The 19,424-nt window shown below is 61.2% G+C and carries 16 protein-coding genes; 2 read left to right on the top strand and 14 right to left on the bottom strand.

Features of this window, described 5'->3' with window-relative positions; genetic code table 11:
* Positions 1-50 precede the first annotated feature (50 nt).
* The 8 genes from AC07SI_RS00600 to AC07SI_RS00565 all read right to left on the bottom strand — a co-directional run bounded on the left by AC07SI_RS00600 (position 51) and on the right by AC07SI_RS00565 (position 9,775).
* Positions 51-389 carry a GlpM family protein gene (locus tag AC07SI_RS00600; protein ID WP_065906802.1) on the bottom strand — a complete coding sequence of 113 codons (339 nt, stop codon included), beginning with the start codon at positions 387-389 and terminating at the stop codon, positions 51-53.
* 10 nt (positions 390-399) lie between these two features.
* A complete protein-coding gene (gene aauR, locus AC07SI_RS00595; protein WP_106805024.1) occupies positions 400-1,737 on the bottom strand; it encodes a two-component response regulator AauR in 1,338 nt (445 codons plus the stop codon).
* The gene (gene aauS, locus AC07SI_RS00590; RefSeq protein WP_065906797.1) at positions 1,734-3,635 is read right to left on the bottom strand and encodes a two-component sensor histidine kinase AauS; all 1,902 of its coding nucleotides are present in this window, start codon (positions 3,633-3,635) and stop codon (positions 1,734-1,736) included. Before aauS ends, aauR begins: the two co-directional genes overlap by 4 nt.
* A gap of 172 nt (positions 3,636-3,807) precedes the next feature.
* Positions 3,808-4,542 (bottom strand): amino acid ABC transporter ATP-binding protein, encoded by a 735-nt coding sequence (locus AC07SI_RS00585; RefSeq protein ID WP_007916729.1) that lies wholly within the window; start codon positions 4,540-4,542, stop codon positions 3,808-3,810.
* Positions 4,539-5,210, bottom strand: coding sequence for an amino acid ABC transporter permease (locus AC07SI_RS00580; protein ID WP_065906795.1), 672 nt, complete (start codon positions 5,208-5,210; stop codon positions 4,539-4,541). The genes AC07SI_RS00585 and AC07SI_RS00580 overlap by 4 nt, the downstream gene beginning before the upstream one ends.
* Positions 5,210-5,956: an amino acid ABC transporter permease gene (locus AC07SI_RS00575; protein WP_106805023.1), complete on the bottom strand. Its 747-nt coding sequence runs from the start codon at positions 5,954-5,956 to the stop codon at positions 5,210-5,212. The genes AC07SI_RS00580 and AC07SI_RS00575 overlap by 1 nt, the downstream gene beginning before the upstream one ends.
* A 193-nt stretch (positions 5,957-6,149) precedes the next feature.
* The gene (locus AC07SI_RS00570) at positions 6,150-7,076 is read right to left on the bottom strand and encodes a glutamate/aspartate ABC transporter substrate-binding protein (RefSeq protein WP_065906791.1); all 927 of its coding nucleotides are present in this window, start codon (positions 7,074-7,076) and stop codon (positions 6,150-6,152) included.
* A gap of 380 nt (positions 7,077-7,456) precedes the next feature.
* The gene (locus tag AC07SI_RS00565; protein ID WP_106805022.1) at positions 7,457-9,775 is read right to left on the bottom strand and encodes a TonB-dependent receptor; all 2,319 of its coding nucleotides are present in this window, start codon (positions 9,773-9,775) and stop codon (positions 7,457-7,459) included.
* Between the two features lie 125 nt (positions 9,776-9,900).
* Between AC07SI_RS00565 and AC07SI_RS00560 the strand changes: the two genes are divergently transcribed.
* Positions 9,901-10,614 (top strand): tetratricopeptide repeat protein, encoded by a 714-nt coding sequence (locus AC07SI_RS00560; RefSeq protein WP_495004905.1) that lies wholly within the window; start codon positions 9,901-9,903, stop codon positions 10,612-10,614.
* Positions 10,615-10,662: 48 nt separating this feature from the next.
* Here the strand turns inward: AC07SI_RS00560 and glpD are convergent, their stop codons facing one another.
* The 4 genes from glpD to AC07SI_RS00540 form a co-directional block, all read right to left on the bottom strand.
* Positions 10,663-12,198, bottom strand: coding sequence for a glycerol-3-phosphate dehydrogenase (gene glpD, locus AC07SI_RS00555; protein ID WP_120447735.1), 1,536 nt, complete (start codon positions 12,196-12,198; stop codon positions 10,663-10,665).
* A 309-nt stretch (positions 12,199-12,507) separates the two neighbouring features.
* Complete coding sequence (locus AC07SI_RS00550; protein WP_010212755.1) at positions 12,508-13,263, bottom strand: DeoR/GlpR family transcriptional regulator; 756 nt, start codon at positions 13,261-13,263, stop codon at positions 12,508-12,510.
* Positions 13,264-13,358: 95 nt separating this feature from the next.
* Complete coding sequence (gene glpK, locus AC07SI_RS00545; protein WP_065906783.1) at positions 13,359-14,864, bottom strand: glycerol kinase GlpK; 1,506 nt, start codon at positions 14,862-14,864, stop codon at positions 13,359-13,361.
* A 76-nt stretch (positions 14,865-14,940) separates the two neighbouring features.
* Positions 14,941-15,795 carry an MIP/aquaporin family protein gene (locus AC07SI_RS00540; RefSeq protein ID WP_065906780.1) on the bottom strand — a complete coding sequence of 285 codons (855 nt, stop codon included), beginning with the start codon at positions 15,793-15,795 and terminating at the stop codon, positions 14,941-14,943.
* Between the two features lie 326 nt (positions 15,796-16,121).
* Here AC07SI_RS00540 and ybaK point away from each other — a divergent pair, with 326 nt between their 5' ends.
* Positions 16,122-16,592 (top strand): Cys-tRNA(Pro) deacylase, encoded by a 471-nt coding sequence (ybaK, locus tag AC07SI_RS00535; RefSeq protein WP_065906777.1) that lies wholly within the window; start codon positions 16,122-16,124, stop codon positions 16,590-16,592.
* 547 nt (positions 16,593-17,139) lie between these two features.
* On the opposite strand, the gene AC07SI_RS00530 is transcribed toward ybaK, so the two are convergent.
* Together AC07SI_RS00530 and argF are read right to left on the bottom strand one after the other, a co-directional pair.
* Positions 17,140-18,249, bottom strand: coding sequence for an ABC transporter ATP-binding protein (locus AC07SI_RS00530; RefSeq protein WP_495004904.1), 1,110 nt, complete (start codon positions 18,247-18,249; stop codon positions 17,140-17,142).
* The gene (argF, locus tag AC07SI_RS00525; RefSeq protein WP_065906772.1) at positions 18,246-19,166 is read right to left on the bottom strand and encodes an ornithine carbamoyltransferase; all 921 of its coding nucleotides are present in this window, start codon (positions 19,164-19,166) and stop codon (positions 18,246-18,248) included. Before argF ends, AC07SI_RS00530 begins: the two co-directional genes overlap by 4 nt.
* Positions 19,167-19,424: the final 258 nt, after the last annotated feature.

The raw sequence follows: 19,424 nt of genomic DNA, 5'->3' as shown, positions 1-19,424 counted from the left end.
GTAGACCGCTATCGCAGGCAAGCCAGCTCCCACATTTGGAGCGGGTTGGGTCAGGCGTGAATGCGCACCCAGATGCTGACCAATATCGTCGCCGCCATCAGCCACGCCACCGCCGCCACGGCGAGTGATGCTTCCAGGCGCATCCGATCGACCATCAGATACAACGTCGCCAGGTACACAAAGTACGGAATGATCGACCACATCCCGAACAGGATCGTGGTCTTCAAGTCGTCCAGCGAACGGCCCTTGCCGACGATGTAGTGGGCGATCAGCGCAAAGGTCGGAAACAGCGGCACCAACCCGGCGATGTAATAGTTTTTGGTCTTGGCCAATGCAGCCAATATCAATACCACCGCCGCGCCGAGGGCGGCCTTCAATACCAGATCCACAACGCGCTCCTTAGTGGCTCAAGCCATATTTCTTGACCTTGTCGAACAGGGTGGTCTTGGCCATCCCCAATTCCTGGCTGGCCTGGGTCAGGTTGCCGCCGCTGCGTTGCAGGGCATCGTTGAGCAGGTTGCGTTCAAAGGCTTCCACTGCTTCGGTGAAGGCCAGGCCATGGCTGCCGCTGCTCGCGCCGCTCTTCTTGAAGGCGGGCAGGCCGAGGGCGAAGCGTTCGGCGACGTTGCGCAGTTCGCGCACGTTGCCGGGCCAGTCATGGCTCATCAGGCTCGAGACGGTCTGGTTGTCCAGCTCCGGTGCCGCGCGATCAAAGCGCAGGGACGACTGCTGCAGGAAGTGCTCGAACAGTTGCAGGATGTCTTCACGGCGTTCGCGCAGGGGCGGCAACTCCAGGGTTACCACGTTGAGGCGGTAATACAGGTCGCTGCGGAACTGGTTGGCGCGGCTCAGTTCATCCAGGTCGGACTTGGTGGCGGCGATCACGCGGCAATCCACGGCCACGCTCTGGTTCGAGCCCAGGCGTTCGAGGGTGCGCTCCTGCAGGACTCGCAGCAATTTGATCTGCAGGTTGATCGGCATGCTTTCCACTTCATCGAGGAACAGCGTGCCTTCATGGGCGTGCTCGATCTTGCCGATACGGCGCTTGCCGGCACCGGTGAAGGCGTTGGCTTCGTGGCCGAAGATCTCGCTTTCGAAGAGGTTCTCCGGCAGGCCGCCGCAGTTCAGCGCGACAAACTGGTGGTCGTGGCGTCGGCTGAAATCATGCAGGCAGCGCGCCACCAGCTCCTTGCCGGTGCCGGTCTCGCCTTCGATCAACACGTTGGCCGAAGTGTCGGCGACGTTGGCGATCAGCTCGCGCAGGTTCTGCATGGCCGGTGATCGGCCGATGATGCGGCCTTCCAGCGAGTCGCGCTCGGCCAACTGGCGGCGCAGCGACCAGACTTCGCGTGCCAGCCCACGTTGCTCCAGGGCGCGGCGGGCGACGTCGACCAGGCGCTCGGGGGAGAAGGGTTTTTCCATGAAGTCATAGGCGCCGTTGCGCATCGCGCCCACCGCCATGGAGATGTCGCCATGCCCGGTGATCAACACCACCGGCAGGCTTTTATCCAGGGCCTTGAGGCGCGTGAGCAGCTCCAGGCCGTCGATGCCCGGCAGGCGAATATCGCTGATGACAATGCCGGCGAAGTTCTCGCCGATGCGCTTCAACGCCTCTTCGGCGCTGCCCACGCCGACGCTGGGAATATCTTCCAGCGCCAGGGCCTGCTGGCAGCCGAGCAGCACATGCGGGTCGTCTTCGACGATCAGGACGGTGAGGTCTTTCGGATCTGTATTCATGTCGACTCAACATGTTGAGCGCCCACCAACGGCAGGCACAGGACAAAGGCAGTACCACCACTGGCCGGGTGTTCGACGGCGAGGTTGCCGCCGGTGGCCGCCGCGAGGCTGGCGGACAGGGTCAGGCCCAGTCCCAGGCCTTGCTCGCCGGGCTTGGTGGTGAAGAACGGTTCGAATAAATGCTTGCGGGCCTCGGCGTCGATGCCGTGGCCGTTGTCACGTACCAGCAGGCGGTATTTACCGTCGGCGGCGCTGCCTTCCAGCCACAGTTCGGGGGCCGGTTGCGCTTGCATGGCGTCGAGGGCATTGCCGATCAGGTTGACCAGGATCTGTTCCAGGCGTGTCTGGTCGATCTGCAACTGGGCCGGCGCGAAGTCGCGGTGCAGGGTCAGCGACAGGTTGTCCAGGCGTGCGCCCATGACCTGGAACGCCGCGTCGACCGCCTTGCCCAGGCTGGCTTCGCCCTGGTCGTCGCCGCGCCGCGCAAAGGAGCGCAGGCTGGCAGTAATGCGGCCCATGCGGTCGATCAGTTCGTTGATGGTCTTGAGGTTGGCGCTGGCGGTGTCCAGCGCGCCGCGTTCGAGGAAGCGCACGGTGTTGCCGGACAATGTGCGCAGCGCGGCCAGCGGCTGGTTCAGTTCGTGGGCGATGCTGGTGGACATCTGGCCGATGGCGGCGAGCTTGCCGGCCTGCACCAGTTCATCCTGGGCGCGGCGCAGGGTCTCTTCGGCCTGGCGGCGTTCGCGGATCTGGCTCTTGAGCCGTTCATTGCTGGCGCGCAAGTCGGCGGTGCGCTCGGCAATCCGGCGTTCCAGCTGGCTGTTGGCTTCCTGCAGCGCTTCGCGCGCGGCCAGGCGAGTGGCGATGACCTTGCGCCGCTCGTTCCAGGCAATCAGCAGGAAGGCCACCAGGCCAAAGGCCACGGCCACCAGGATGCCCTGGTTGATCGCCGCGCGGCGCAGGTCGTTGAGTGGGGTGAGCAGGGTGAAATTCCACGGCGTGTCGTTGAGCGGACGGGTTTGCGCGAGGTAGCTGACCTCGTGCTCGTCGTTCACCACTTCGCTGTTGGCGGGGAAGGTCAGTTTCTCGGTGCCTTCGTTGATACGCTCGCGGGCCAAGGGCTCCAGCTCGTTCAGCGTCGCCCAGTAATATTGCAGGCTGTGGGCCAGGCGTTCCTTGGTGTCATCGCTGAGCGGGCGCACGGCCTTGAGGCGGCGGGCCGGGTCGCTGGAGAGGATGATGATGCCGTTTTCGTCGCTCACAAATGCTTCGAGACGCGCGCGCTGCCAGCGCTCTTCCAAGGCTTCGAGGCGCACCTTGACCACGGCGACGCCGATGATCTTGCCGTGTTCTTCCAGGCCATGGGCCAGGTAGTAGCCGGGTTCGCCGTTGGTACTGCCGATGCCATAAAAGCGCCCGGGCTGACCGCGCACGGCATTCTGGAAATAGGCACGGAAGGACAGGTCTTCACCCTGGTAACTGTCGGCATCGCGCCAGTTACTGGTGGCCAGCACGCGGCCGGTGGTGTCCATCACGTAGATGGCCCGACTGCGACTGCGTCGGTTCAGGCCTTCGAGGTAATCGTTGACTGTCTGCCGGGTCTCCTGGTTGGGGTCGGCGAGCAGCTTGGAGACGCTGGACTCCAGCTCCAGCAGGCTGGGCAGGTAGGTGTATTTGCTGAGTTCGCTTTCGACGGTGCGCGCATGCAGCTCCAACTGGCGTTCGCCATTGTCGCTGAGAGTGCGGATGCCGTAGTGCTCACTGACCCAGAAGCCGATATAACCCAGGCCGATCATCAGGGCGATGATCAACGGCGGCAGGAACAGTTGGCGAATCAGACGAGGTTTCACGGCAAGTGATGGCGGTGCGGCGCGAAATTGGTTGGGGTCGCATTTCATCACAGATGCCTTGGGTCAACCAGCGCTTGCCAGCCTGCGGGGGCCAATGTGGGAGCGGGCTTGCTCGCGAATGCGATCTGTCAGCAGATGCTTCAGTGACTGAAAGACCGCATTCGCGAGCAAGCCCGCTCCCACAATAGATCCGGTTTCTACAGTGGAAGCGCTGTAATGCTTAGTGCTGCAGGATTTTCTCAAGGAAGTGCTGCGCGCGTTCGGAGCGGGCGCTGATGTCGCCGAAGAACTCTTCTTTCGGGCAGTCTTCGATGATCTTGCCGGCGTCCATGAAGATCACGCGGTCGGCCACTTTGCGGGCGAAGCCCATTTCGTGGGTCACGCACATCATGGTCATGCCTTCGTGGGCCAGTTGCACCATCACGTCGAGCACTTCGTTGACCATTTCCGGGTCCAGTGCCGAGGTCGGTTCGTCAAACAGCATGACGATCGGGTCCATGGCCAGGGCGCGGGCAATCGCTACACGTTGCTGCTGGCCGCCGGAAAGCTGGCCAGGGTGCTTGTGGGCGTGTGCCGACAGGCCGACGCGCTCGAGCAATTGCAGGCCTTTCTTGGTGGCTTCTTCCTTGCTGCGGCCCAGCACCTTGATCTGCGCGATGGTCAGGTTTTCGGTGATGGTCAGGTGCGGGAACAGTTCGAAGTGCTGGAACACCATGCCCACGCGCGAACGCAGTTTTGGCAGGTTGGTCTTCGGGTCGGCGATGGAGGTGCCGTCGACCACGATGTCGCCCTTCTGGAACGGTTCCAGCGCGTTGACGCACTTGATCAGGGTGGATTTGCCCGAGCCCGACGGCCCGCACACCACGATCACTTCGCCTTTTTTAACCTCGGTGCTGCAATCGGTCAGCACCTGGAAGTCGCCATACCACTTGTTGATGTTCTTGATAGAGATCATACGGCAAACCTTTTTTGCAGACGCTTGACCAGCAGCGAGGCGGAAAAGCTGATGATGAAGTAGACGACACCGGCGAAGATCAGGAACTCATTGGAGCGGCCAATGATGTCGCCGTTGGAACGGGCGGAGTTGAGGAAGTCCACCAGGCCCACGGTGTAGACCAGCGAGGTGTCCTGGAACAGGATGATCGACTGCTGCAGCAGCAGCGGGGTCATCTTGCGGAACGCCTGGGGCAGGATGATCAGGCGCATGGTCTGGCCATAGCTCATGCCCATCGCCTGTGCTGCCGCCATCTGGCCCTTGGGGATCGACTGCACGCCGGCCCGCACGATCTCACAGAAGTACGCGGCTTCGAACATCATGAAGGCCACGACACAGGAGGTGAATGCGCCGATCGGGGTGTCTTCGCCGGTGATCCAGCGCAGCACGAACGGCACCGCCAGGTAGAACCAGGTGATCACCAGCAGCAGCGGGATCGAACGGAAGTAGTTCACATAGGCGCCGGCCAGGCGCGACAGCAGTTTGCTGGACGACAGGCGCATCAGCGCGAGGATCGTACCCAGGACGATGCCGCCGACCACGCCCATGACCATCAACTGCAGGGTCATGACCATGCCGTTCCACAGGCCCGGGATGGCGGGGATGATGCCGCTGAAATCGAAGTCCATTATTTACCCCCCACGGAGATCAGGCCGGGCACCGCGACTTTCTTCTCGACCAGGCGCATGAGCAGCATCAGGCTCATGTTCAGGGTGAAGTAGATCAGCGTGGCCAGGGTGAAGGCTTCAAACAGGTTGGCCGAGAACTCGGCGGTCTGTTTGGTTTGCGCCAGCAGTTCCATCAAGCCGATCAAGGACGCCACGGAGGAGTTCTTGAACACGTTGAGGAATTCCGAGGTAAGCGGCGGAATAATGATGCGGTAGGCCTGGGGCAGCAGCACGTTCCAGTAGATCTGCGGCAGCTTGAAGCCCATGGCGCGCGCGGCGGATTCCTGGCCACGTGGCAGCGCCTGGATACCGGTGCGCACTTGCTCGCACACCCGGGCGGCGGTGAACAGGCCCAGGCACACGACAACGCTCAGGTAGGCCGAGGTGGTCGGGTTCAGGTCTTGTTTGTACCAGTCTTGCAGGTTCTGCGGCAGCAGGTCGGGTATCAGGAAATACCAGATGAACAGCTGGACCAGCAGCGGTACGTTACGAAACAGTTCCACGTAGCAGGTCGCGATGCCCGATACGATGCGGTTTGGCACGGTGCGCATGACCCCCAGAACGGAGCCCAGCAACAAGGCGATAATCCATGCCACGACAGCGATGGCGATGGTCCAGCCCAGGCCGGCGATGTACCAGTCGAGATAAGTCTCGCTGCCAACGCCAGTGGACTTGAAGAACACGCCCCAGTCCCAGTTGTAATTCATTAGGGTCTCCCCTCGAGATCGATCGATGTACAAGCACCCGCTTGGGGAAGATCCTTTCCCACCTGACGTTGAACGCCAGGCACACACGATCGGCTCGAAAACCGCCAGGTCGAGTGTTCCAAAATAAAGCCAGCAGGTAGTAACAGACGCCTGAGGGAGGTTTGCTCCCTCAGGAGATAAGGTTAGTCAGAAATCAGATTTTTACGTCAGGCGCTGGCTTGTCGCTTGGGTTAGCGATCAGATCCTTAACCTTGTCGCTCATCGGGAAGTTCAGGTTCAGGCCTTTTGGTGGAATCGGGCTCTCGAACCACTTGCTGTAGATCTTGTTGATTTCGCCGGATTTGTACAGGCCGGTGATGGCGTCATCGACAGCCTTCTTGAACGCTGGATCGTCTTTACGAACCATGCACGCGTAGGCTTCAAACGACTGTGGAGTACCGGTGATGACCCAGTCATCCGGCTTCTTGGCCTTGGCTTCTTCGCCGGCCAGCAGGGCGTCGTCCATCATGAAGGCAACGGCGCGGCCGCTTTCCAGCATCTGGAAGGACTCGCCGTGGTCTTTGGCGGAGATGACGTTCATGCCCATCTGCTTGTCGGCGTTCATCGCCTTGATGATGCGCTCGGACGTGGTGCCGGCGGTGGTCACGACGTTTTTGCCTTTCAGGTCGGCAAAATCGCTGTAGGACGGCTTGCCATCCTTGTCTTTCTTGACCAGCAGGCGGGTGCCGATTTCGAAGATGTTGACGGTGAAGTCGACTTGCTGGGCGCGTTCGGCGTTATTGGTGGTGGAGCCGCACTCGATATCCGCGGTGCCGTTCTGGATCAGCGGGATACGGGTTTGCGAGGTGACCAGGTTGTACTTGGTCTTCAGGTCGGGTTTGTTCAGGTCTTTTTTCAGGGCTTCAACGATGGCCAGCTGAATGTCGTGGGAGTAGCCCACTGGTTTGCCCGAACCATCCGCGATGTAGGAAAACGGAATGGAGCTGTCGCGGTGAGCGAGAGTGATGGTGCCGGAGTCGTTGATTTTCTTCAGTGTGCCGGTGAGTTCGGCGGCGAAAACTGGAGTGCTGATCAGAGCAGCAGCGATAGCTGCGCCCAAGATATGGGGAACGATGCGCATCAATACTTCCTCGACATTTGTTTTTTTTATGAAGCCGGCTAAACGGCTCTCTTGTACAGCGAATGCCCGTGACGGCTCCTAAGGCGTCCCAGGTAATCGTCAGGAAGTGTAGAGCATGAGTCGTGCCATACCCGAATTAAAAGGCTAAGCGGCTGATTTATAAGCGTATTAACTTTGTGTGACGATGTATTTTCAAGGCTTTGGTCCGGCAAACCGAATGGTTGGGGGTATGTCGTTCGGAAAACCGAATGCCAGCGGGTCAGTATTTTCTGTAGGAACGAGCACGCCTGCGAGGGCATCGACCGGGCTTATTGATCTGCCCAGTGTCTGCATCGCAGGCGCGCCAGCCCTCACAGGGCTATCGACGGCAGGTTCTGCTGTCAGAAGGTGTAGTCGGCCGAGACCACCGCCGCACGCCCATCGCCAGGCACCGCCCAACCGTTGTTGCGGATGCGGGTCAGGTACTCCTTGTCGAACAGGTTGTTGACGTTCAACTGCAGGTTGAGCTGCTTGTTGACCTTGTAACCCAGCATCGCACGCTGCACCGCATAGCCAGGCGCAGTCGGTGCCCCGGCGGCGCTGACCAGGTACTGCTTGGTCTGCGCCGTGATGCCGTAACCCACCTGGAAGTCGTATGGCAGGTCGTACACCGTCCAGAGGCTGGCCGCATGCTTGGGGGTGAAGGTCAGCGGTTCACCTTTCTGCACATCGATACCGGTGGTTGCCAGGGTGTAGTCGCTGGCGCTGCGCAGTACACGGGTGTTGAGGTAGGTGTAGTTGGCGAAGACTTTCCAGCGATCCGTCAGCGCGCCGCTCAGGCCGAGTGCCACGCCATCGGCACGCGCCTTGCCGTCGAGGGTTTGCGTGCCACTCAGGTTGCTCGGGTCGTTATCGGCGACTTTGTAGTTGGTGCGGTCATTGCGAAAGATCGCGCCGGTGACCGACAAGGCATTGTCGAGGAAGTCCCACTTGGTGCCGATTTCATAACTGACGGCGGTTTCCGGGGCGACGTTGCAGTTGTTGGTCGCCGTGCTTGAAGTCTTGGCCGGGGTGTAGCAGCCACCGTTGACGCTGGCTTGCGACGGCGTCTTGCTGTTGCCATAGGCGACATAGAAGCTGCCGTTTTCCACCGGCTTGTAGACCAGCGCCAGGCGGTAGGACGTCAGGTCGTCTGCCTGGCCGTAGCGCACGCCTGGCGTTTCCACGCCGGTGCTGGAATAGGCGTTGCTCACCGAACTGCCGGCGTTGTGCTCGTAACGCAGGCCGCCATTGATTTCCCATTGCGGGTTGAGCTTGAGCGTATCGAAGGCATAGGCGGCGCGGTTGTTCAGTGCTCCGTCGACGTGGGCCGCGCGGGTGAAGTTGACCGGGCCTGTCCAGTCGGAATTCGGATCGCTGTAGCTGACCGGCGGTGGCACGATCGTGCTGCCGTTGCTGTTCGTCAGCCACTTGCCGGTATCGGCCTGGTATTCCTCGCGGCTGATGGCGATGCCGGTCACCAGCGTGTGGTCGATGAAGCCGGTGCTGAAGTGGCTGGTCACGTCAGTCTGGTTGGTGAACATTTTGTTCTGGGTGTTGCGCTCGTTACCCAATGAGCCACCGGCTGGCTGGAAAAAGCCCGGGCTCAGGCCTGCGGGGCAGGGGGCACCGGTAATCTGGGTGCCGCTGGCCAGGCAACCGGCCTGCGCACCTTCGGGGCCGGAGGCGCGCAGCTCCTGGCGTACGCGCTCGACGCGGGTGAAGTTGCGGACCGACACGGCATCGTTGAAGTCATGTTCGAGCTTGAGGCTGAACGCGTCCGAGGTGATGTTCTGGTCGTTGATGTTGTGGTAACCGTAATAGTCGCTCCAGCCCACGCCCGGCATCGGCTTGCCGTTGTAGATGGGGATGCCGTATTGCGGCGTGTTGTCATCTTTCTGATGTTCATAACTGACGGTCACGCGCGTCGGCGTGCCCAGGCCGAAGGCGATCGAGGGGGCAATGCCCCAACGCGAGTAATCTTCATAATCGCGGCCAGGCACGTCGTTACCATGGGCCATCAGGTTCAAGCGGAATGCCGTCGTGTCATTAAGTGTCTGGTTGCTGTCCAGGGTGAGGCGCTTGTAGCTGTCTGTGCCGATGCCGGCGCTGATCGTGGTTTTGTCGCGCAGTTCCGGGGCCTTGGTGACCAGGTTGATGGTGCCGCCGACAGCGCCCGAACCCGAGTACACCGAGCTGGCGCCGCTGACGACTTCGACTTGCTCCAGGTTGAACGGGTCGGTGCGGCTGTATTGCGCACTGTCGCGCACGCCGTCCACGTAGATATCGCCGCTGGCGGAAAAGCCGCGCAGGTTGATGCTGTCGCCATAGCCGCTGCCGCCTTCACCGGCACCGAATGTGATGCCCGGCACGGTGCTGAGCACGTCGCGCAGGGTCAGCAGGTTTTGATCGTGAATGACTTCCTTGGGCACCACCGTGATGGTCTGCGGCGTGTCGCGCAGCGCTTCGGTGTACTTGGGTGAAGACGGTGCCACCGGGTTGTAGGCACTTTGCGCCTGGCCTTCGATGCTGGTCGCGCCGAGCTGGATCGGCCCGGTGTTGTCGTCTGGTGCGGCATCCCCCGCATAACTGAAGCCTCCCTGCGCAGCCACTGCCAAACCCACTGCCGATGCGAGCAAATGCCGCGTGGAGAGGGGAGCGGAACGGGTGCCGGTCGTCATTGAATGGTCTCTTGTTAGTAGGATTGAGAGGTGGTCGTGTTTGATAACCAATCTCAAATGTAATAGATTGTTACGTAATGTTTCATGAAAGTTTTGTAAGTTTTATCCACCGTGGGGAGACGCAAATGCACAGCACCGAGCCTTCTGATTTGGCCGGTAACCCCCGGGCCTACGCACGGTGGGTGATGCACGCCGCACAATTGGGGGATGCCGACGCGCAGGCCACCTTGGGCCAGTTGCTGCTGGAGGGGCGTGGCATCCAACTGGACCCGGCCTTGGCGCTGAGTTGGTTTCGGATCGCTGCGCGCCAGGGGCATCCGATGGCAATCAATATGATCGGCCGTTGCCTGGAGCATGGCTGGGGCGACGCGATCAACCTGGAACAGGCCGCACGGCATTACCGGCAGGCGGCCGATCTGGGCCTGGATTGGGGGCTGTACAACTTCGGTCAGTTGCTGACCCGTGGCCGCGGCGTCGAGCAAGACCTCGCCGCGGCGTTCCAATTGTTCCAGCAGGCGGCTGCCCAAGGGCACGCCAAGTCGATGAACCTGCTCGGGCGTTTCCACCATGAGGGCGTCGTGGTACCCAGGGATGTGCCGCTGGCACGCCAGTGGTACCGGCGCGCGGCCGAGGCCGGTGATTTCCGTGGGCAATACAACCACGCGGCGGAGTTGGCAGAAGCCGGCGACGAGGCGCAGGCCTGTGTCTGGCTTGAGCGCGCGCTGGTGGGCGCCACGCCGGGCTTCCTGCTGGCGGCTTACCCGGTGCTGCTCGGGTCGGCCTTGCCCGGTGTTCGGGACATGGGGCTGCGTTACCAGCGCCAGGCCCTCCAGGCATGAAAAAGCCCCTGGACCTTTCGGCACAGGGGCTTTTTTACGAGCGGTTGATCAGGCCGCTTCGATCTTGCGGTTCTGCTCGACCTTGGACAGGTAACGTTGCACGTTGTCCTGTTCCTGCGCGGTGGTGAACAGGCCCAGCTTGGTGCGCCGCCACAGCACGTCCTGAGGTTGGGTCACCCATTCTTCAGCGCACAGATAATCCACTTCGCGGGTGTACAGGCCGCCACCCAGGTGGTCACCAAGGTCGGCCAGCGATTGCACGCCTTCGAGCAAGCGCCAGGTCCGGCTGCCATAAGTGGTGGACCAGCGGCGCGCTATCTCGCTTGGCACCCAGTCGAACTTCGCGCGAATGGCCTCGGCCAGAGCTTCCGGCGTGGTCATGTGCTCGCCGCCGGGCAGGCTCGCGGTGGCGGTCCAGCTCGGGCGCATCTGCGTGAAGTACGGCGCCAATTGCGCCATCGCCGACTCGGCAAGTTTGCGGTAGGTGGTCAGCTTGCCACCGAACACCGACAGGATCGGTGCTTCGCCCGTGCCGCCGGACAGCGACAGGGTGTAGTCACGGGTGATCGCCGACGGGTTATCCGACTCGTCGTTGCACAGCGGGCGCACACCGGAGTAGGTGTGGACGATGTCGTCGCGGCTCAGTTGCTTCTTGAAGTGCGCGTTGACCACCTTGAGCATGTAGTCGGTTTCGCCTTCGGTGATCGCCACTTTCGCCGGGTCGCCGGTGTATTCGCGGTCGGTGGTGCCGATGATGGTCAGGTGATTCAGGTACGGAATGGTGAAGACAATGCGCTGGTCTTCGTTCTGCAGGATGTGCGCGTGGGCGCCTTCGTACAGTTTCGGCACGATCAAGTGGCTGCCCTGGATCAGGCGGATGCCGTAGGGCGAGTCCAGCTTCAAGTCTTCCTTGATGAACTTGGCAACCCACGGGCCGGCCGCGTTCACCAGGGCGCGGGCGCGGATCGAGAACAGGCTGCCGTCGGCGCGCTCCATGTTCATTTCCCACATGCCGTTGCTGCGGTGCGCGCTGACGCAGCGCGTCTGGGTGTGGATATGCGCGCCTTTTTCACGCGCGGCCATGGCGTTGAGCACCACCAGGCGGGCGTCGTCGACCCAGCAGTCGGAATATTCGAAGCCTTTGGTGATTTCGCTTTTCAGCGGGCTGTCAGCGCCGAACTTGAGGCTTTTGGAACCGGCCAGCTTCTCGCGCTTGCCCAGGTGGTCATAGAGGAACAGGCCCGCGCGGATCATCCAGGCCGGACGCAGGTGCGGTCGGTGCGGCAGGACAAAACGCATTTGCTTGACGATGTGCGGGGCCTTGGCCAGCAGCACTTCACGTTCGGCCAGGGCTTCGCGCACCAGGCGGAATTCGTAATGTTCGAGGTAGCGCAGGCCGCCGTGGATCAGCTTGCTGCTGGCGGAGGAGGTGTGGCTGGCGAGGTCGTCCTTTTCGCAAAGGAATACCGACAAACCGCGCCCGGCTGCGTCTGCTGCAATGCCGACGCCATTGATCCCGCCGCCGATCACGGCGACGTCATAGACTTCGGCAAGCGGTGCAGCAGGCAAGGTAGAAGGGTTCATCGGCTGGCCTCGCGATCTTTTCGTATTGGAATTCGAACATTAATGTTCATTTGCGAAAATGGTAGCTGATAAACGCGCGCACAGCCACCCGACTTCGATTGAAAAAACTCATCGAAGGGCGGGAAAAGGAAAATTTGCGAACATAAACCTGTGGAAGCCTGGTTTGCCGGCGAAGGCGATCTCAAGGGCGCTATCGCCGGCAAGCCGGGCTCCCACAGGTGATCGCATTTCGCCAGGCCTTACGCAGTCAAATGTGGGAGCGGGCTTGCTCGCGAAGGCGTCGGTGCAGGCGCCACAGAGATCGAAGCGTCACACGACTTCGAGGCGAACCTTATGCTGATTCAACAGCTGCACCAGCGCGGGCACCGGCTGCTGGTCGGTTACCAGGCAGTCCACCAGGCTGATCGGCCCCAGCCGAATCATGGCATTGCGCCCGAATTTGCTTGAGTCCGCCGCCAGGATCACTTGGCGCGCATTGGCGATGATCGCCTGGGAAACCCGTACTTCCTGATAGTCGAAGTCGAGCAGGCTGCCGTCTTCGTCGATGCCGCTGATACCCACCAGGGCAAAGTCGACCTTGAACTGGTTGATGAAATCCACACTGGCCTGGCCTACCACACCGCCGTCACGGCGCACGTTGCCGCCGGTCAATAGCACGTCGAAGTCGTCCTTGGCGCTGAGCATGGTGGCGACGTTGAGGTTGTTGGTGATGATTTTCAGGTGATTGTGGTTGAGTAACGCGCGGGCGATGGATTCGGTGGTGGTGCCGATATTGATGAACAGCGAGGCATGATCGGGGATTTGCGCCGCGATGGCTTCGCCGATGCGCTGTTTCTCGTCGCGCATCTGGTCGGCACGCATGGCGTACGCGGTGTTTTCGACGCTGGAGTCATAGGCTGCGCCGCCATGGTAGCGGCGCAACAGATTGGCGTCCGCCAGCTGGTTGATATCGCGGCGGATGGTTTGCGGGGTGACAACGAACAGCTGCGCCATTTCCTCGATACTGACGTAGCCGCGTTCGCGGACCAGTTCGAGGATTTGTTGCTGGCGGGGAGGCAGATTCATGGGGCGTCCTTTGGGCTGCCATACAAAAGTGGCCCATGATGACGCAGGAATCCGCTCCCTGCCAGTTACAACCCTATCGCCGTCCGGCGCTTGGCTTATTCAGCGCCTTCGTGGGGTTCCCAGTCGCGGGTGCGGCTGACTGCTTTCTGCCAGCCGGCATACAGCTTCTCTTTGGCGACTTCGTCCAGTTGCGGTTCGAATTCGCGCTCGATCACGGCCTTGCCGCGCAGTTCGTCAAGACTGCCCCAGAACCCGCAGGCCAGGCCGGCCAGATACGCCGCGCCAAGCGCCGTGGTCTCGCGCATTTGCGGGCGCTCGACCTGGGTGCCGAGGATGTCGGCCTGGAACTGCATCAGGAAGTTGTTGGCGACCGCGCCGCCGTCCACGCGCAGGGCCTTGAGGCGTTCGCCGGAGTCTTGCTGCATGGCGTCCAGTACGTCGCGGGTCTGGTAGGCAATCGACTCCAGGGCTGCACGAATAATGTGATCCACGCGTACGCCGCGGGTCAGGCCGAACAGCGCGCCACGGGCATACGGGTCCCAGTACGGAGCGCCCAGGCCAGTGAACGCCGGGACCAGGTACACGCCGTTGCTGTCTTTGACCTTGCCGGCGAAGTATTCGGTGTCGGTGGCGTCGGCGATGATCTTCAGCTCATCACGCAGCCATTGCACGGTGGAGCCGCCGTTGAACACCGCGCCTTCGAGGGCGTAAGCCACTTCGCCACGCGGGCCGCAGGCGATGGTGGTGAGCATGCCATGCTTGGACTTCACCGCCTTGTCGCCGGTGTTCATCAGCAGGAAGCAGCCGGTGCCATAGGTATTCTTGGCCTGCCCGGCTTCGACGCACATCTGGCCGAACAACGCAGCCTGCTGGTCACCGGCGATACCACCGATGGCGATGCCGCTTTTGGTGCGGCCGTAGATTTCCGAGGAGGATTTCACCTCCGGCAGCATTTCGCGCGGCACGTCGAGAATCTCCAGCATCTTCGCATCCCACTCCAGGGTGTGGATGTTGAAGAGCATGGTGCGCGAGGCGTTGGTGTAGTCGGTGACGTGGGTTTTGCCGCCGGTAAATTTCCAGATCAGCCAGCTGTCGATGGTGCCGAACAGCAGTTCGCCGTTGCGCGCCCGCTCGCGGCTGCCTTCGACGTTGTCGAGGATCCACTTGAGCTTGGTGCCGGAGAAGTACGGGTCGGTCACCAGGCCAGTGGTGTCATTGATGTATTGCTCGTGGCCGTCGCGCTTGAGCTGCTGGCAGATCTCGGTGCTGCGGCGGCACTGCCAGACGATGGCGTTGTAGATCGGCCGGCCGGTGATCTTGTCCCACACCACGGTGGTTTCACGCTGGTTGGTGATACCGATGGCGGCGACCTGGTCATGGTGCAGGCCGGCTTGTGCCAGGGCCTCGACCATCACCGCACTCTGGGTGGCGAAAATTTCCATCGGATCGTGTTCGACCCAGCCGGCTTGCGGGTAATGCTGAGTGAATTCACGCTGGGCGGTGCAGACCACGTTGGCGTCGCGGTCGAAGATGATCGCGCGCGAACTGGTGGTGCCCTGATCAAGGGCAATGATGTAGTTCTTATTCTCGATATCGGTCATGTCAATTGCCTTGGACGAAATAAGGAAGTCAGAAATCAGCCTGGACCGCGAAGGGCAGGGGCCCAGGCTGGCGCTTTCAGGAAATACGGGTCTTGCCGTTGACAGCCGTGTCAGGTGTTTCAGCTATAGCAGGTGCGGCGCTCGGCAGATGACGGGCAATCAGCCCGCGATAGGCCGCAGCACCGAGGCATGCGCCGACAATCGGCGCGAAAATCGGAACCAGGAAGTAAGGAATATCACGGCCACCGGTAAAGGCCATTTCACCCCAGCCGGCGAAAAAGGTCATCAGCTTGGGCCCGAAATCCCGCGCCGGGTTCATCGCAAAGCCGGTCAGCGGGCCCATGGCGCTGCCAATCACGGCAATCAGCAAGCCGATGAGCAGCGGTGCCAACGGGCCGCGTGGCAGGCCGTTGTTGTCATCGGTGAGGGCCATGATCACGCCCATCAGGATCGCGGTAATGACCACTTCCACCAGGAACGCTTGGGCAGTGCTCAGCAGCGCATGGGGGTAGGTGGAGAACACCGAGGCCAATTCCAGGCTGGCTTGTGAGCCGCGCACCATATGGTGGGTTTGTTCGTAATCGAAAAACAGATTGCTGTAGAGGGTGTACACCAGGGCTGCCGAGCAGAAGGCGCCGGCGATCTGGGCCAGGATGTAGAAGGGCAGTTTACGTTTTTCGAAATCGGCGAAGATGCACAGGGCGATACTGACCGCCGGGTTGAGGTGGGCCCCGGAAATACCGGCGCTCAGGTAGATCGCCATGCTGACGCCGACCCCCCAGATGATGCTGATTTCCCACAAGCCAAAGCTGGCACCCGCGACCTTGAGCGCAGCGACACATCCCGTACCGAAGAAGATCAGCAGCGCAGTCCCCAGGAACTCGGCCATGCATTGGCTCGAAAGTGAAGGCTGTTGAAGAGCAGTTGTCATGGAAAACCTCAATTGTTGTTCTTGTCTGGCGTTTGACCTCAACGGGTCATGCGCGATTTTCACCGTGGTGGGGATCCCCATCTCCGCCACGGCTTACTGCTCGAAACACGTAGGTGTATTCCTACAGTATTCGGAAACGAAAAAATATAGACAAGAATCACGGCTGTCAAAGGTCGAAAGTGAACGGTCGGTCACTTTCCAACTATTGGTCTGGTGAATGATCATGAGGCGCTCTCTGAAGTGATAGGTCACGAGCGCGCGCACTAGAGCGTTTCGCACGGGCTTGGCTTAGAATTGGTGCTCTGTCTGCCACGCCCGGAGAGGTCATGACGCCTGCATTGGATTTGTTGAAAAAAGTTCGTGCCGAACATCGCATCCACAGTTATGAGCACGATCCGAAGTCTGCCTCCTATGGCCTGGAGGCCGCGGAAAAATTGGGCTTGGACCCGGCGCAGGTGTTCAAGACCTTGCTCGCCAGCAGTGAGAAGGGCGAACTGTTGGTCGCGGTGGTGCCGGTCGTCGGAAGTCTGGATTTGAAAGCGCTCGCCCAGGCGGCGGGGGTCAAGAAAGCCGAAATGGCCGACCCGGCTGCGGCGCAACGCTCCACCGGTTATTTGCTCGGCGGTATCAGCCCGCTGGGTCAGAAAAAGCGCCTGCGCACCTTTATCGATATGACGGCGCAGCAATTTGCCACGATTCACGTGAGTGCAGGGAGAAGGGGGTTGGAGGTCGAACTGCCCGCAGCAGTGCTGGCCGAACACACCCAGGCCAAGTTCGCGCCGATAGGCCGGGCCTGATCTCAGGCCGGTGCAGATCCAATGTGGGAGCGGGCTTGCTCGCGAAAGCGGTGTGACAGTCAAAGATGCAGTGACTGATGTAGCGCATTCGCGAGCAAGCCCGCTCCCACATTTCGATAGGGTTTTGTCAGTTCGTTGGGCTGGAAGGGCGCATGCTGGGTCGGAGTGATTTGTCGAACACACCCCAGGCCACGTTCGCGCCGATAGGCCGGGCCTGATCCAATGTGGGAGCGGGCTTGCCCACGAAAGCGGTGTGACAGTCAAAGATGCAGTGGCTGATGCAGCGCATTCGCGAGCAAGCCCGCTCCCACATTTCGATGGGGTTTTGTCAGTTCGTTGGGCTGGAAGGGCGCATGCTGGGTTCGGAGGGATTTGTCGAACATACCCCAGGCCACGTTCGCGCCGATAGGCCGGGCCTGATCTCAGGCCAATGCAGATCCAATGTGGGAGCGGGCTTGCCCGCGAAAGCAGTGTGACAGTCAAAGATGCAGTGACTGATGCAGCGCATTCGCGAGCAAGCCCGCTCCCACATTTCGATAGGATTGCGTCAGTTCGCAGGGCTGTAACGCCGTACACCGGATTCGGCATGCGGAATCTGCGCGGCAGTGCTGCCCGAGGCCTGGAACAATACCAGGTGTTCTGCCGCGACACGGATACCCACATTCGCGCCGACCTGGTGATCCGCATGGCTGGGGAAGATCGACTCCAGCTGCGCGCCCGTTGGCAATTGCAGGCGGTACAGGGTTGAGGCGCCCAGGAAGGTCTTGCCGACGATCCGCGCTTTCAGTGCGCTGTCCGGCGCATAGACGATGTCGTCCGGGCGCAGCAGCACGTCCACTGCGCCGCCGGTAGGCCAGGTATAGGCACGATTGCCCCGCAGGTCGCCCAGTTCGGTGCTGACCGATTCCGGCGAACTGAGCTGGCCACGGATGAAATAGCCCTGGCCAATAAAGCTGGCGACATACGGCGTCTGCGGCTCGTGGTAGAGGTTATAGGGCGTGTCCCACTGCTCCAGCCGACCCTCTTTGAACACGCCCACCTGATCACTCACCGCGAAGGCTTCTTCCTGGTCATGGGTGACCAGAATCGCACTGGTGCCGCGTGCCTTGAGGATGTCGCGAACTTCGTGGCTCAGCTTGCGCCGCAATTCGCCATCGAGGTTGGAGAAGGGTTCATCGAGCAACAACAGTTGCGGTTCCGGCGCCAGGGCACGGGCCAGGGCCACCCGTTGTTGCTGGCCGCCGGAAAGCTCGTGGGGGAAGCGTTTGCCGAGGTTCTTCAGGTTCACCAGTTCCAGCAGTTCGGCGACCACGCGGTCTTTTTGCGGGTGCTTGCGAATGCCGAAGGCGATGTTGTCCGCCACGCTGAGGTGCGGAAACAGCGCGTAGTCCTGGAACACCATGCCGATGCGACGTTTCTCCGGAGCCAAGGTGAAGCCGGCACTGGAAATCACTTCGCCGGCCAGGCTGATTTCACCTTCATGCACCGGCTCGAACCCGGCGATCGCCCGCAGGGTAGTGGTTTTGCCGCAGCCCGAGGATCCGAGCAAGCACCCGATGTCGCCGGCATTGAGGTGCAGGTTGAGGTTCTGCACCACACGTTGATCTTGATAGCCGCATGCCAGGTTGCGCAGGTTCAGCAGTAATGGCTGGCTCATGCGTGGTGGTACGCCGGCTCGACGAGGAACTCGAGCAGGGCCTTCTGTGCGTGCAGGCGGTTTTCTGCCTGGTCCCAGGCCACGGAGCGCGGGTCGTCGAGCAGGTCGAGGCTGATTTCCTCGCCACGGTGGGCCGGCAGGCAGTGCATGAACAGCACATCTGGCGCAGCCTGGTCGAGCAGGGCGCGGGTAACCTGGAAGGGCGCAAACAGCGCCAGGCGCTTGGCGGTTTCGTCTTCCTGACCCATCGAGGTCCAGACGTCGGTGCTCACCAGGTGGGCGCCGATCACCGCGTCGCGCGGGTCTCGCACCACGGTCACGCGGTCGCCGGCCTGTTCGAGGAAACGCGCGTCAGGCTCGTAGCCTTCCGGGCAGGCAATGCGCAGCTGGAAATCGAATTGGATCGCCGCTTCTATATAGCTGTTGCACATGTTATTGCCGTCGCCGATCCAGGCCACGGTCTTGCCCTGGATCGAGCCGCGATGTTCGAGGAAGGTTTGCATGTCGGCCAGTAACTGGCACGGGTGCAGATCATCGGACAGGCCATTGATCACCGGCACGCGCGAGTTGGCAGCGAATTCGGTCAAGGTGCTGTGGGCAAAGGTACGGATCATCACCGCATCAAGCATGCGCGACATGACGATGGCGCAATCGCTGATCGGCTCGCCACGGCCCAGTTGGGTGTCGCGCGGCGACAGGAAGATGGCCTGGCCACCCAGCTGGATCATGCCGGCTTCGAAAGACAAGCGGGTGCGGGTCGACGACTTCTCGAAAATCATTCCGAGCACGCGGTTTTTCAAAGGCTCGAACAGTACGCCGCGGTTACGCAGGTCTTTAAGCTCAATGCCTCGACGGATCACGCTGACCAGCTCTTCGGGCGTGCAATCCATCAGGGAGAGAAAGTGCCTTGCGCTCATCATTAACTACCTTTTTGCAACAGACCGCAGATACTCAAAGCCTTGTTTATTGTGACAACGGGCGAGACCTGCGGCGAAAGCCGCACGGGGCGACGAAATAGGGGAAGGCGCGATCTTATAATTAAATGTCGCGTCTTACCAATAGGGCTACGGTTTTTAAGGGTGTTCAAGCAGGGCGCCGGAGCGCGTTTGAAGACGATTTCCTGACAGCAGCGGGCCATTTGTACACTGGCGCCGCAGCCTTTTGCAATGCGCGGG

This window comes from Pseudomonas sp. GW821-FHT05D12 (assembly GCF_059419825.1).
This window is presented reverse-complemented; position numbering and strand designations above follow the sequence as displayed.

Excerpts from the sequence above, each read along its gene's own strand:
- AC07SI_RS00540 (WP_065906780.1), bottom strand. The coding sequence starts at position 15,795 with ATGACAACTGCTCTTCAACAGCCTTCACTTTCGAGCCAATGCATGGCC.
- argF (WP_065906772.1), bottom strand. The coding sequence starts at position 19,166 with ATGAGCGCAAGGCACTTTCTCTCCCTGATGGATTGCACGCCCGAAGAG.
- ybaK (WP_065906777.1), top strand. The coding sequence starts at position 16,122 with ATGACGCCTGCATTGGATTTGTTGAAAAAAGTTCGTGCCGAACATCGC.
- aauR (WP_106805024.1), bottom strand. The coding sequence starts at position 1,737 with ATGAATACAGATCCGAAAGACCTCACCGTCCTGATCGTCGAAGACGAC.
- AC07SI_RS00550 (WP_010212755.1), bottom strand. The coding sequence starts at position 13,263 with ATGAATCTGCCTCCCCGCCAGCAACAAATCCTCGAACTGGTCCGCGAA.
- AC07SI_RS00560 (WP_495004905.1), top strand. The coding sequence starts at position 9,901 with ATGCACAGCACCGAGCCTTCTGATTTGGCCGGTAACCCCCGGGCCTAC.
- AC07SI_RS00575 (WP_106805023.1), bottom strand. The coding sequence starts at position 5,956 with ATGAATTACAACTGGGACTGGGGCGTGTTCTTCAAGTCCACTGGCGTT.
- AC07SI_RS00570 (WP_065906791.1), bottom strand. The coding sequence starts at position 7,076 with ATGCGCATCGTTCCCCATATCTTGGGCGCAGCTATCGCTGCTGCTCTG.
- AC07SI_RS00530 (WP_495004904.1), bottom strand. The coding sequence starts at position 18,249 with ATGAGCCAGCCATTACTGCTGAACCTGCGCAACCTGGCATGCGGCTAT.
- glpD (WP_120447735.1), bottom strand. The coding sequence starts at position 12,198 with ATGAACCCTTCTACCTTGCCTGCTGCACCGCTTGCCGAAGTCTATGAC.
- glpK (WP_065906783.1), bottom strand. The coding sequence starts at position 14,864 with ATGACCGATATCGAGAATAAGAACTACATCATTGCCCTTGATCAGGGC.
- AC07SI_RS00585 (WP_007916729.1), bottom strand. The coding sequence starts at position 4,542 with ATGATCTCTATCAAGAACATCAACAAGTGGTATGGCGACTTCCAGGTG.
- AC07SI_RS00580 (WP_065906795.1), bottom strand. The coding sequence starts at position 5,210 with ATGGACTTCGATTTCAGCGGCATCATCCCCGCCATCCCGGGCCTGTGG.
- AC07SI_RS00565 (WP_106805022.1), bottom strand. The coding sequence starts at position 9,775 with ATGACGACCGGCACCCGTTCCGCTCCCCTCTCCACGCGGCATTTGCTC.
- aauS (WP_065906797.1), bottom strand. The coding sequence starts at position 3,635 with ATGAAATGCGACCCCAACCAATTTCGCGCCGCACCGCCATCACTTGCC.